The sequence below is a fragment of the Mycobacterium sp. TH-M106 genome, from assembly GCF_057473765.1.
Genome location: NZ_JBYCLE010000102.1, coordinates 1 through 11,922, shown reverse-complemented (window position 1 = coordinate 11,922; position 11,922 = coordinate 1). Strand labels below are relative to the sequence as shown.

Below are 11,922 nucleotides of genomic sequence, written 5' to 3'. Positions count from 1 at the left end.
CTGGTGATCGACCGCGTCAGCGCCCAGCCGGAGTCGAGCACCCAGGACAGCCTGAACCGGGCGCTGAGCCTGTACAACCAGCACCTGGCCGAGACCCGCCCCCGCGAGTACGCCCGGGTGCTGTCTCCGCTGCACCAGCTGCTGTGCGACCTGGTCGACCGCGGCATCACCGAGGGTGTGTTCCGCCCCGGCCTGGACGTGGGTACCGCAGCAGCGATCGTGATGCAGACGGTGTTGGGCGCGCTGCGGCTGCACTGGCTGGGTGCGGAGCTGACCGGATCCCCGATCGACACCGGCCAGCTGTTCGACTTCTGCATCCGGGCGCTCGGCGCAGACCCGAAACGTCAGGCGTCGACGTCGTCGCTGGCCCAACTCTTCGCCCAACTTGGGCTGCGCGGAACGGCCTCGCGCGACGGCCAGTTCGCCATGACGCTGCCGGTAAACCCGCAGGTGGTCAACAGCTCCGGCGCGCTGCAGGGCGGCCTGATCGCCACGCTCGCCGATGTCGCAGGGGGAAAGCTGGCGCTGGAGCACATTCCCCCGGGCAGCGGGCTGACCACCGCCGACCTCGCCGTTCGGTACCTGCGCCCGATCACCGCCGGTTGTGCCCGAGCGCTGCCGCGGGTGCTGCGGGCCGGCCGGCAGTCGGTCGTCGTGCAGGTGGACATCGTCCGCAGCGACGACGAGCTGGCCGCGACGGCCAGCGTGAATTTCGCCGTCGTCCGCCGCGGCAGCCACAGCCCGGAATGAGCAGTCCGGATTCCCGCATTTACCGGTGCCGCGACAGGTGGTAATGTGATTACCGCCTAGTCTCAGACTGTTGCCCAGGAGGTCATCATGCCGTCTCGTAAACTTTCCTTCCCGGTGTTCGACGCCGACAACCACCTCTACGAACCGCAGGAGGCGCTGACCAAGTTCCTGCCCGACAACCGCAAGAACGTGATCGACTACGTCCAGGTGCGCGGCCGCACCAAGATCGTCGTCCGGGGCCAGATCAGCAACTACATCCCCAACCCGACATTCGACGTCGTTGCCCGCCCCGGCGCCCAGGAGGAGTACTTCCGGCACGGCAGCGGCGGCAAAAGCTACCGGGAGATGATGGGCGAACCGATGAAAGCCATCCCCGCCTTCCGCGAGCCCGGACCCAGGCTGGAGGTCATGGACGAGCTGGGACTGGACTACGCCCTGATGATCCCGACGCTGGCCAGCCTGGTCGAAGAGCGGATGAAGGACGACCCGGAGCTGATTCACGACGTCATCCACGCGCTCAACCAGTGGATGCACGAAACCTGGTCGTTCAACTACAAGGACCGAATCTTCGCCACCCCGGTGGTCACACTGCCCATCGTCGATCGGGCACTCGAGGAACTCGACTGGTGCCTGCAGCGCGGCGCACGGACGGTGCTGGTGCGCCCCGGTCCGGTGCCCGGCTTCCGCGGCAGCCGCTCGTTCGGCTTCGAGGAGTTCGACCCGTTCTGGCAGGCGTGCGTCAAGGCTGGCATCCCAGTGACGATGCACGCCTCGGACAGCGGATACTCCGAACTGTGCAACGTGTGGGAGCCCGGTGACGAGTTCCTGCCGTTCCGTCCCACCGCATTTCGGATGCTGGCGATGGGCCACCGCCCGATCTACGACGCAATGGGAGCGCTGGTCTGCCATGGTGCGTTCTCTCGCAACCCCGACCTGCGGGTGCTCTCGATCGAGAACGGCGCCGACTGGGTGCCCGACCTGTTCAAGGGCCTCAAGGGGGTCTACAAGAAGATGCCCAGCGCCTTCAGCGAGCACCCGGTCGAGGCGTTCAAACGCTGCGTGTACATCAGCCCGTTCTGGGAGGACCGGTTCACCGAGATCGTCAACATGGTGGGGTCTGACCGGGTGGTGTTCGGATCCGACTGGCCGCACCCGGAGGGCCTTGCCGACCCGCTGAGCTTCCTCGACGAGCTCACCGATTTCGACCAGGCCGACGTCGAGAAGATCATGGGCGGCAACATGATCGAGGTGATGGGGGTCTCTCAACCCGTCAGCGCGTAACTGCGTAGGTGCGTAGCTGCGCCAACAGACGCGAAAGCCCCCATTTTCGGCACCGAAATGGGGGCTTTCGCGTCTGCCCGCGATTAAACGTTACGGACCCGACCAGGGCTTGGCGCGCAGGAATCCGCCGGCGTCGATGCGGATCTGCTGACCGGTCACATACCGCGAGGCATCTGACGCCAGGAACAGCACCACCTCGCTGACGTCCTCGGGTTCGATGTAGGGGATCGGCATCACCTGCAGGGCGGGGAACGCCAGTTCGGCGTCTTCGCGCGTCGGGCTCGGCAGGTCCGGCCGGAACGCCCGGTACATCGGCGGGCTGTGCAGCATGTCGGTGTTGCAGTTCGTCGGGTGGATGGCGTTCACGCGGATGTTGCCGGGCGCCAACTGCAGCGCCAGGTCGTTGGCGTAGTGCGCCACCACCTGCTTGGCGAAGCCGTAGCCCGCACCCCCTGGCCCGGCGTCGATACCTGAGGTGTTCATCGACGCCAAAAATGCTGCCAGCGAACCGGTCATGATGATCGACGCACCGGCCTGCAGGTGCTTGAGGCTGGCATGCACCAGGTTCAACACCCCGATCAGGTCGACGTCGATGGCGTCGGCGAAGGCCTGCGTCGGCCCGCCGGCGGTCAGCGGCGCGATCCCGGCGTTGGCCACCACCACGTCGAGGTGCCCGAACTGAGCCACCCCCTCGTCGATGGCTTTCGACAGAGCCGCCCGATCCCGGACGTCAGCGACCGCGGTGAACGCGCTGCGCCCCTCCTTTTCGACCAACCGCGCCGTCTCGTCGAGATCCTCCGGTCGAGCCAGCGGGTAGTCGTTGGTCGCGATGTCCTCGCACAGGTCGACCGCGATGATGTCGGCGCCCTCGGCGGCGAGCACGCGTGCATGCGAACGTCCCTGCCCGCGCGCCGCGCCGCTGATCAGGGCTACCTTGCCCGCGACTCTACCCATCGGAACTCCTCGATCCGGCCCGCCGCTTCAAGACCTAACATGATAAAAATAGTAAAGTAGCATCACAGCGTCAAGCACGATCGGAGCATAAGCCACCGTCGACGAAAGGCGGTCAATGTCAGGCGTACTCAATGGCGTTCGAGTCGTCGAGCTGGCCTCGTGGACCTACGTTCCGTCCGCGGGCGTCGCGCTGGCGGACTGGGGCGCCGATGTCATCAAGGTGGAGAGCGTCGGCGCCGGCGACCCGGGCCGGGCGCTGGTGGTGGGCGGGTTCACCCGTCAGGCCGCACGCGCGGACGTCGACTTCATGCTCGAGCTGGGCAACCGCGGCAAGCGCAGCATCGCGCTGGACCTCAAAAGCGACACCGGGCGAGAGCTTTTCGGTAAGCTGTTGGCCGACGCCGATGTGCTGCTTACCAATTGGCGGCCAGACGCGCTGCAGCGGGCACGGTTGACGGTCGAGGACATCCGGCAACACAACCCGAATATCATCATCGCTCGCGGAACCGGCCTGGGGATGCGTGGACCCGACCGCAACCGGGGTGGATTCGACGCAGCCACCTACCTGGCTCGCGGCGGGGTGGCCTACACGCTGACGCCCTACGGAACCGAGTACCCGGCGGTGCAGGGCCCGGCGTTCGGCGACCTGCAGGCCGGGGTGACCCTAGCCGGCGGGGTCTGCGCGGCGCTGTTCCACCGGGAACGCACCGGCGAGACAGCGGTGGTGGACTCGTCACTGCTGGCCCAAGCGATGTGGAGCATCGCGCCGTCGATCTCGGTCGCCGATCTCTTCGACATGGACGGAATCCCCGGCGCACCACCCGGATTAGCGATCAATCCACTGGTCAACCGCTACAAGACCAAGGACGGCCGGTGGATACAGCTGGTCTTTTTACAACCCGACCGATTTTGGGGCGGCTTCTGCGAGCGCCTCGGCGTTCCCGAACTGGCCACCGACGAACGCTTTGTGCCGTCATCGAACCTTTCGGCCAACGCTGCCGAGGCGACCGCCCTCATCGCGGCCAGATTCGCCGAATACGATCTCGAGCACTGGCGCACGGTGCTGGCCGACGAGCCGGGTGTGTGGGCCACGCTGGCGACGCCCCGCGAGGTGCTGCACGATCCGCAGAACGAACCCAACGGCTATCTCATCGCCAATGTCGACGACAGCGGAAACGACTACCAAATGGTAGCTGCGCCTGTGCAATTCAACGAGACGCCGCCGCCACCTGCACGAGCGCCCGAACACGGCCAGCACACCGAGGAGATCCTGCTGGAGCTCGGCCTGGACTGGGACGACATCATCAAAGCCAAGGACAGCGGAGCGGTCCTTTGACGCCTCAGCGCTGCTGGCCGCGCCGCACCTGGCTGAACGGCACGCCGCGGTCTGCGGCGTACTCGCGCGGAAAGTTCAGCACCCGCTCACCGATGACGTTGCGGGCCATTTCGGTGGTGCCGCCGCCGATGCAGATCGCCTGCCGCGACAGATAGCGCAGGCCGTTCTCCAGCCCCTCGCCGCGTTCCCCGACGACCCCGGCGGTGCCCGCGATCGCCAGCGCGGTGTCCATGTCGAGTGTCACGGTGTCGGCGTGGAAGAGCCTGATCAGCGTTCCGCCAGCCGGCGGCAGAGTGCCGTCGAGGACGCTGCGGTAAACATGGCGGATCAGCTGCTCACCCACGGCGCGATGCACCAGCACCCGCCCGGCCATCTCCCGGACCCGCTCGCTGCTCGCCTGCCCGGTTTTTTCGGCCAGGGCCACATAGTCCACCGCGTGGAAGTCGCCGCCCTCGCTGCCCATGCCACTAGCGAATTCCGACCCCTGTCCGACCGCACGGCGTTCGTGATACAGCTGCCGCGACGCCACCGCCCAGCCGTTGTTCACCTCGCCGACGACGGCGTCGTCGCCGACGTCGACCCCGTCGAGGAATTCCTCGCAGAACTCGGTCGAGCCGTTGAGCTGGGTGATGCGGCGCAGCGTGATCCCCGGATGCGTGATCGGCACCAAGAACATGGTCAGTCCCTCGTGCTTGGGCACCTCCCAGTTGGTGCGCGCCAAGCACAACCCGTAGTCGGCGGCAAATGCACTGGTGCTCCATGTCTTTGCCCCGTTGAGCACCCAACGGTCATGCTGCCGGTCAGCCCGGGTGATCACTCCTGCGAGATCCGATCCACCGTTGGGCTCGGACAACAGCTGCACCAACACCTCGTCGCCGCGCAGCGCAGCGCCGATGTGCTGTCGTTTCTGTTCTTCGCTGCCGGTGTCGAGCAGCGTCGCGGCGCAGATGGTGAAGGTGGGCGTGTTGAGGATCAACGGCATCTCATAACCGAGGCTTTCGGAGTTGAACGCCTGCTGGTATTCGTAGCTCAGCCCGAGCCCGCCGTATTCGCGGGGGAAGCAGATGCCGGCGAATCCGCCTTCGTAGAGCCGTTTTTGCAGCTCGCGTGCCCGCTGCCAGGCGTGTTCATCGTCGCGGTCGGCAACCGGCGGTGACGCCGGGTCGATGTGTGGCATATTGTCGGCCAGCCATGCCCTGGCCCGGGCGGCGAACTGCTCGATCGATTCGGTGCTTTCCGTTGCTCCGGTCACCGCGACGCCTCCTCCGCGGCATACACCCGCAGGTTGTGTTCCTCCGGGGTGCCGAACATGGACCGGTACAACGTCACCCGGCGCAGGTACAGGTGCAGGTCGTGTTCCCAGGTGACACCGATGCCACCGTGCATCTGCACGCAGCCCTGCACGACCTGGGTGGCCATCTCCCCGACGTAGGACTTGGCGACGCTCGCGGAGCGCGCGGCCCACGGTGCACGGGCGGCGATGTCGGTGACCGCCGCGGCGGTGGTCGCTCGGCAGGCCTCCACCCACATCTTCATGTCGGCGAAGCGATGCTTGAGCGCTTGGTAGGACGCCAGCGGCCGGCCGAAGGTGTGCCGGTCCAACGCCCAGCCGACGGTGAAGTCGAACACCGTCTGCAGAATCCCGACCACCTCGGCGCACTGCAACACTTGTGCGATCTGGCTCTGCCGGTCGACCAGCGCCGCCGTCTCTTTGGTGGTGCCCACCGCGGCGGCCTGTTCGACGGCCACATCGTCGAAATGCACTCGTGCGTACTGCTTGACCAAATCGACCGATGACTGGGGTTCGATCCGCACGCCCGGGGTGTCTGCCGGGACCAGAAACTGGCGGATGCCGTTGTCGCAGCGCGCCACCACCAGCAGCAGCCCGCTTTGCCCGCCCGCCTCGACCCGGTCCTTGACACCGGCTAAGCGGTAACCGGAATCGGTTGCGGTAGCGGTCAGGGCAGGCTGCAGCGGCGCCCAGCCGCGGCCCGGTTCGTAGACCGCCCAGGACGCCACCGTTTCACCGGAGATCAGCGATCCGATGACCTCAGCGTGGGTTTGGCGGTCGGCGCAGTCGACCAGCCCGGCGAGCACGGTGCTGACCGGATTCAGCGGACCGGGCGCCACCGTCGCACCGATCTGCTCGGCGAGCATGGCCAGATCTTCGACACCGCTGTCGGTGATGCTGCCGCCGCCCAGCTCTTCGGGAACCAGCAGGGCCGCCCAACCCAACTCGGCAGCACGCTGCCACCAATCCGGGTCGAAGGAAACCCCGGCCGCGTGCAGCTCACGCACCCGACTCAGCGGCATCTCTTTGTGCAGAAATGCCTGGGCGGTTGATGCGAAGAGTGTCTTTTCGGCGGAGTTCTCAATCCCTGTGGCAGGCATGACGTTGATCGGTCCTGGTTGGAGTTCTGCTGCTCGGATGCTAACAATTGAGCAATACCGTAATACAGACCGGAGTCCGATCGATAGTGATGTTGACCAGCTGGGTCCGCGATGGCTGACGACAGCGCCGAAGCTGAAGTCACCGAAGCCGAAGCCGAAGCCGCCGAAGCCAAGACCCGGGCCGAAGCGGCACGTGCCCGGGCACAGGTAGCTCGGCTGCGGCAACGAGCGCAGTCGGCTTCCGAAACCGAAACCGACGCGAAAGACGGCGATGTCGACGCCGATACCGACGCCGATGCCGAAACCCTGACAACCGATGCCGAGATACCACGGAGCGGGCGGTGGTCGGTCGCGGCGGGCGCTGCTGCGGTCGCGGTGATCTGTGGGCTGCTAGGAGCCAGCGGTTACATCGCCTGGCAGCATCATGGCGCAATAGTGCACCACCAGCGTGTCGCCGCATTCACCGCCGCCGCCAAGCAGGGCGTGGTCAACATCATGACGCTGAACTTCGAGCACGTTGAGGACGACATTCACCGCCTGCTTGACAGCTCCACCGGGGAATTCAAGGACGATTTCGAAAAGCAAGTAGCCGACTTCATCGCGGTGACCAGGCAGGGCCATGTGGTCAGCAACGGAACGGTGAACTCTGCGGCAGTCGAATCGATGGGCCGAGACCACGCGGTGGTTCTGGTGGCGGCGACTTCGTATGTCACCAATTCCGCAGGGGCCAAGGAGGAGCCGAGGCAGTGGCGGCTCCGGGTCACCGTCTCCAGAGACGGCGATCAGATCAAGATGTCCAAACTGGTGTATGTGCCATGACCGTTGCGGGCAGACTCGGAATCAGGCAGCGGCGGCTGCCGGCCAAGGCGGTGAAACTTGTTCCTGCCGTGCTGGTTCTGCTGCTGCTGGTCTCCGCCGCCTTGACAGCGTGGCTGTACTTCTCCTGGTACCGCCCCGACGAACGTGTTGACTCCGGCGCTGCAGCCGTGGTGGTCGATGCGGCACGCCAAGGAACCGTCGCGCTGCTCTCCTATACACCGGAGACCGTCGACGAAGACCTGGCCAGCGCCAAGTCGCACCTCACCGGCGAATTCCTATCGAATTTCGAAGATTTCGCCCGGCAGGTGGTCGCCCCGGCGTCCAAAGAGAAGTCGCTGAAGACCACCGCCGAGGTGGTCGGGATCGCGGTGGCCGACCTGCAGCCCGATTCCGCCGTGGTGCTCGTCTTCGTCAACCAGACCACCACCAGCAAACAGCAGCCCGATCCCGCGCTAGCCGCCCGCAGTGTGCAGGTGTCGCTGTCGAAAGTCGACCGCAGTTGGCTGATCGCCAAATTCGACCCGGTCTAACCAGCTAACGGCCGCCACTAAGCGCCGTCGTCCTCCGGCAGGTAGACCTGCGACTCCATGTGATGACAGATCCGGTACCGGTCGCCGTGAGGCACCAACAGCCAGGTGATCCAGCTGGCTCCGTGATGCACCACATCGGATTCATGGCCGCTCAGGCGCCAGCGGCTCAACACGACAGCGCGGGCGAAACCGTCATCGAGCACGTCGCAATACCGCAACTCCGAGGACACCGACGCCTTTCGCAAGCGCCCACCGACCCGAATCCAGTGCCGGTCGAAGTCGTCGAAGCCGATCAACGGCGACGGGTATTCGTCGGCAAGGTACACCGGCTGCGGGGTTGCCAACTCCCAAAGGTCGGCCAGCCCGGCGATGTCCAGTGCGGACCACTTTCGGTCGTACTCGCGCACCAAAGTGGTGATTGCGGCCGTGGGATCGCCTACGCGGTCAGGCGACGCCGACATCCGATCGTTCCTCGGGCAGCGCCTTGACCGTCGACGGCAGCCCGTACAGCGCCATCGCGTTGCCGCGCATGATCCGATCGCGTTGGTCGCGCGGGAACCGGTTGATCGCGTACGTCGGCGCGTCGTAGCTCCAGTGCGGATAGTCGGTGGAGAACATCAGGTTGTCACCCATGTCCATCATCTCCAGGTAGTCGCGGTACACCGCGACGGTGGTCTCCTCGAGCGGCTGGGTGGTGAACCGGACGTGGTCGCGCACGTACTCCGACGGACGGCGTCGCACGTGCGGCAGGTCGCCACGGCGGGCCTCCCAGATCCGGTCCATCCGCCACATGACCGGGATCACCCAGGTGAAGCCACCTTCCACGAACACCACCCGCAGGTCGGGATGGCGGTCGAATGCACCGTCGAACACCAGGCTCATCAGGTGCGACACATACAGCAGCGGCCACGACGCGAAGAAATCATGCCAGTGTGCGGGGTTGCCGACCGGATACAGCGGAATCAGCTCATAGGGTGTCTGGCCCATCAGGTGGGTGGCCACCGGAAGGCCGTTGCGGGCCGCGGCCGCATACAGCGGGTCGAAGTGCGGGTTGCCGAACGGGATTCCGCGGGTCTGCGGTGTCATCAGAACCTCCGCCATGTACGGATGGCCCGCCCACCGCTCGATTTCGCGGGCCGCCTGCTCCGGCACCTGGGCACTGACGCTGACGGTCCCGCGCCAGCGGCCGTGCCCGTTGTGCTTGTCCAGCCACACGTCAGCGAGCAAGTCGTTGTAGGTCGCCTTCAGCACGTGCTCGGCCTGCGGCAGCTGTGCGTCACACAACGGTTCCAGCAGGGCGATACTGACTCCGGCGTCGAGCAGCAGTTGCTTGGCCGCGAAATCCGGGTCGGTGCCCGGGAATCCGCCACCGGGCGGGCGGGCGTCGCCTCGAAGCGAGAACGTCTTATAGGAGTTGGGGGTGTCGTAGAAATGCGGAACCGGGGTCACCGCGTTGCCGGTGGGCCAGATTTTGTCCACCCACTCCGGCGGCGCGTAGGACTTCAGCACATCCAGCGAAGCGGCCATCGGGTGTACGTCGGTGTCGACGATAGTGACCTCGATCTCGTCGGCGGGTATCGGCGACTGGGTCCGTTCGATGGTGGTCATGGCACACTGCTTTCAATCGGTTTCGTGAGTCCGTACAGGTCACTGGCGTTCTGCCAGAGGAACCTGTCACGTTGCGAGGTGTCCAGGCCGGCGGCCATCACGTCCGGCGGCGATGTCGACCAGTGCGGGTAACTCGAGGCGTACATCACCAGCTCCGACTTGGCCGAGAAGTCCATCCAGTGGGCGGTCTGGGCGGTGTCGGTCGGTCCGTCGAACGACGTCGAGCAGAACCGAACGTGGCCCGGCAGGTACTCACTGGGGTAGCGGTCCACCCACGGAGTCTGGTCGCGCATCGACAACCAGAAGGTGTCCAACCGCCACATCAGCGGGGTGAGGATGTCGTAGCCGCCGTCGGCGAAGACAAACTTTAGTTCAGGGTGCCGACCGAAGACGCCCTCGACGATCAGCGTGGCGAGGTGCACGAAGTAGTTCAGCGGCATGAACGCCGCGTACCCGGGATAGGTGTGTGCGTGCCCGGCGAAGGTGGGCGGATAGTCGACCCCGTTGCCGCCGTTGATGTGCACCGCCACCGGAAGCCCATGTGCTGCCGCGGCCTCCCAGATCGGCTCGAACACCGGCTTGCCGTACGGTTCACGCGACTGCATCGGCACCCCGATCTGGACCATCTTCGGGTGGCCGGCCAGTCGCTCGATCTCGGCAACCGCACCCTTCGGGTCCTCCGGGTTGACCCGGATGGTGCCGCGGAACCGGCCGGCGGTGTCGGGCGTCAGCCAGCGGTCCAACAGCCAGTCGTTGACCGCGGCGCAGATCCGGCTGTTGAGTAGGTAGTCGGCGATGTTGCCGCGGGTCAACGGGTTCAAGATCGCGTAGTGCACACCCCAGTCGTCGAACAAGTGCCGGCTGACGGTCTCGGGGTCCGATCCGGGGTAGTGCTCGCCGTAGAGGTCTTGGCGGTAGTCGCCGCCGGGCGCCTGGTACCACTGCTGCTCCACATCCGGGATGGCCCGCATTTTGTGTGCAGGTGGCAGATAATGCCGAATCTCGGCGTTGTAGCGGAAATTCGGTTGGACGCCGGTGTCGATAACCAGGTTGTGCGGGGCTGCGTCGCTCATGCTGTCAGGTAGACCTCTCCGTCGGTGACATCGACTTCGTAGGTGCGGACACGCCGTTGCGGGTCGGCGACGTTCTGACCGGTGGTGATGTCGAATTCCCATTGGTGCCACGGGCATCGCACGACCTGGCCATCACGGACCAGGCGCACGCCGTCCGGCTCAGCCGGGTCGTATTCGGTGGTGCCGTCGACGGTACCCAGGCACAGCGGCGCCCCCTGATGGGAGCAGTAATTGACGATCGCGTGCACCGAACCGTGCACGTTGTAGACGCCGACGCCGAACTTTCCCGCCTCCACCAGTTTCATCGCGCCAGGCGGCAACTCATCGAGCGTGCAGACGAACTGACGTATCGGCATCGCCTTGATCACCGCCTCCCGTACCGACGCCTAGTTCGATGATCCCGCTCCGGGGTTGACGCGACAACTACCCTTGGGCTTAATTGCTATTTATACTATAATAGCGATGTTCCCCCCGCAGACAAGTCTGCTGCAGAGAGAGGCACGCCGGTGACAATCAGCACCGATCCGCACGGCCAATCCATCACGCTGGACCACACCGGCGTGACCAGCCCCTACCCGTTCTTCAATCAGATGAGGCGCACCGAGCCGGTCTGGCGCGGCAGCGTGATGCAACACCACGAGCAGGCTCCTCCCGAACTGATGGCCGACGACGAATGGACCCTGTTCCGCTACGACGATGTGTTCCAGGCGTTCCGCAACGACGACGGGGCGTTCAGCACGGAAAACTACGACAAGACGATCGGGCTGGTGATCGGCCACACCATCCTGGCGATGAGCGGCAAGGAGCATCACAAGCACCGCAACCTGGTGGCTAAAGCGTTCCGTGGCGCTGCGCTGCGGCACTGGGAACCGACCGTCATCCGGCCGGTCTGCGAACAGCTGGTTGACGAGTTCAAAAACGACGGCGCCGCGGACCTGGTCAGGAAGGTGACGTTCGAATTTCCGACCCGGATCACCGCCATACTGCTCGGGCTGCCGATGGAAGACCTGGACATGTTCCGGCGACTGTCGCTCGACCTGATCTCGATCGCCGCCGACATCGAAGCGGGGCTCAGAGCGTCGGTCGCGTTGCAAGCCTACTTCCTCAACCAGGTCGAACAGCGCCGCCGCACAATGACCAACGACATCATCGGTGACCTGGTCAGCGCTGAGATCGACGG

At 65.5% G+C, this 11,922-nt stretch carries 13 protein-coding genes; 6 read left to right on the top strand and 7 right to left on the bottom strand.

Features of this window, described 5'->3' with window-relative positions; all coding sequences use genetic code 11:
- Window positions 1-750 (top strand): PaaI family thioesterase (locus AC2VOP_RS03440; RefSeq protein WP_486959671.1); only part of this gene is annotated, 750 nt, incomplete at its 5' end.
- An 87-nt stretch (window positions 751-837) separates the two neighbouring features.
- Window positions 838-2,031 (top strand): amidohydrolase family protein, encoded by a 1,194-nt coding sequence (locus tag AC2VOP_RS03435; RefSeq protein WP_486959670.1) that lies wholly within the window; start codon window positions 838-840, stop codon window positions 2,029-2,031.
- 90 nt (window positions 2,032-2,121) lie between these two features.
- Here AC2VOP_RS03435 and AC2VOP_RS03430 read toward each other — a convergent pair whose 3' ends face one another.
- Complete coding sequence (locus AC2VOP_RS03430; RefSeq protein WP_486959669.1) at window positions 2,122-2,985, bottom strand: mycofactocin-coupled SDR family oxidoreductase; 864 nt, start codon at window positions 2,983-2,985, stop codon at window positions 2,122-2,124.
- Between the two features lie 115 nt (window positions 2,986-3,100).
- Here AC2VOP_RS03430 and AC2VOP_RS03425 point away from each other — a divergent pair, with 115 nt between their 5' ends.
- A complete protein-coding gene (locus AC2VOP_RS03425; RefSeq protein WP_486959668.1) occupies window positions 3,101-4,321 on the top strand; it encodes a CaiB/BaiF CoA transferase family protein in 1,221 nt (406 codons plus the stop codon).
- Between the two features lie 4 nt (window positions 4,322-4,325).
- On the opposite strand, the gene AC2VOP_RS03420 is transcribed toward AC2VOP_RS03425, so the two are convergent.
- Both AC2VOP_RS03420 and AC2VOP_RS03415 read right to left on the bottom strand, forming a co-directional pair.
- Complete coding sequence (locus tag AC2VOP_RS03420) at window positions 4,326-5,573, bottom strand: acyl-CoA dehydrogenase family protein (RefSeq protein WP_486959667.1); 1,248 nt, start codon at window positions 5,571-5,573, stop codon at window positions 4,326-4,328.
- Complete coding sequence (locus AC2VOP_RS03415) at window positions 5,570-6,712, bottom strand: acyl-CoA dehydrogenase family protein (RefSeq protein WP_486959666.1); 1,143 nt, start codon at window positions 6,710-6,712, stop codon at window positions 5,570-5,572. Before AC2VOP_RS03415 ends, AC2VOP_RS03420 begins: the two co-directional genes overlap by 4 nt.
- Before the next feature lie 111 nt (window positions 6,713-6,823).
- Between AC2VOP_RS03415 and AC2VOP_RS03410 the strand changes: the two genes are divergently transcribed.
- Both AC2VOP_RS03410 and AC2VOP_RS03405 read left to right on the top strand, forming a co-directional pair.
- Complete coding sequence (locus tag AC2VOP_RS03410) at window positions 6,824-7,531, top strand: hypothetical protein (protein WP_486959665.1); 708 nt, start codon at window positions 6,824-6,826, stop codon at window positions 7,529-7,531.
- Window positions 7,528-8,061 (top strand): hypothetical protein, encoded by a 534-nt coding sequence (locus AC2VOP_RS03405; RefSeq protein ID WP_486959664.1) that lies wholly within the window; start codon window positions 7,528-7,530, stop codon window positions 8,059-8,061. Before AC2VOP_RS03410 ends, AC2VOP_RS03405 begins: the two co-directional genes overlap by 4 nt.
- Window positions 8,062-8,078: 17 nt before the next feature.
- Here AC2VOP_RS03405 and AC2VOP_RS03400 read toward each other — a convergent pair whose 3' ends face one another.
- Genes AC2VOP_RS03400 through AC2VOP_RS03385 form a run of 4 tightly spaced genes read right to left on the bottom strand, consistent with a single transcriptional unit; the run spans window position 8,079 to window position 11,098 of the window.
- Window positions 8,079-8,522 carry a Cif family virulence factor gene (locus tag AC2VOP_RS03400; protein WP_486959663.1) on the bottom strand — a complete coding sequence of 148 codons (444 nt, stop codon included), beginning with the start codon at window positions 8,520-8,522 and terminating at the stop codon, window positions 8,079-8,081.
- Window positions 8,506-9,669: an amidohydrolase family protein gene (locus AC2VOP_RS03395; RefSeq protein ID WP_486959662.1), complete on the bottom strand. Its 1,164-nt coding sequence runs from the start codon at window positions 9,667-9,669 to the stop codon at window positions 8,506-8,508. Before AC2VOP_RS03395 ends, AC2VOP_RS03400 begins: the two co-directional genes overlap by 17 nt.
- Window positions 9,666-10,742, bottom strand: coding sequence for an amidohydrolase family protein (locus AC2VOP_RS03390; protein ID WP_486959661.1), 1,077 nt, complete (start codon window positions 10,740-10,742; stop codon window positions 9,666-9,668). The genes AC2VOP_RS03395 and AC2VOP_RS03390 overlap by 4 nt, the downstream gene beginning before the upstream one ends.
- On the bottom strand, window positions 10,739-11,098 hold the full coding sequence (locus AC2VOP_RS03385; RefSeq protein ID WP_486959660.1) for a Rieske (2Fe-2S) protein: 360 nt from the start codon (window positions 11,096-11,098) through the stop codon (window positions 10,739-10,741). Before AC2VOP_RS03385 ends, AC2VOP_RS03390 begins: the two co-directional genes overlap by 4 nt.
- 150 nt (window positions 11,099-11,248) lie before the next feature.
- Between AC2VOP_RS03385 and AC2VOP_RS03380 the strand changes: the two genes are divergently transcribed.
- Window positions 11,249-11,922, top strand: a 674-nt coding sequence (locus AC2VOP_RS03380) for a cytochrome P450 family protein (RefSeq protein ID WP_486959659.1), incomplete at its 3' end; no start/stop codon positions are given.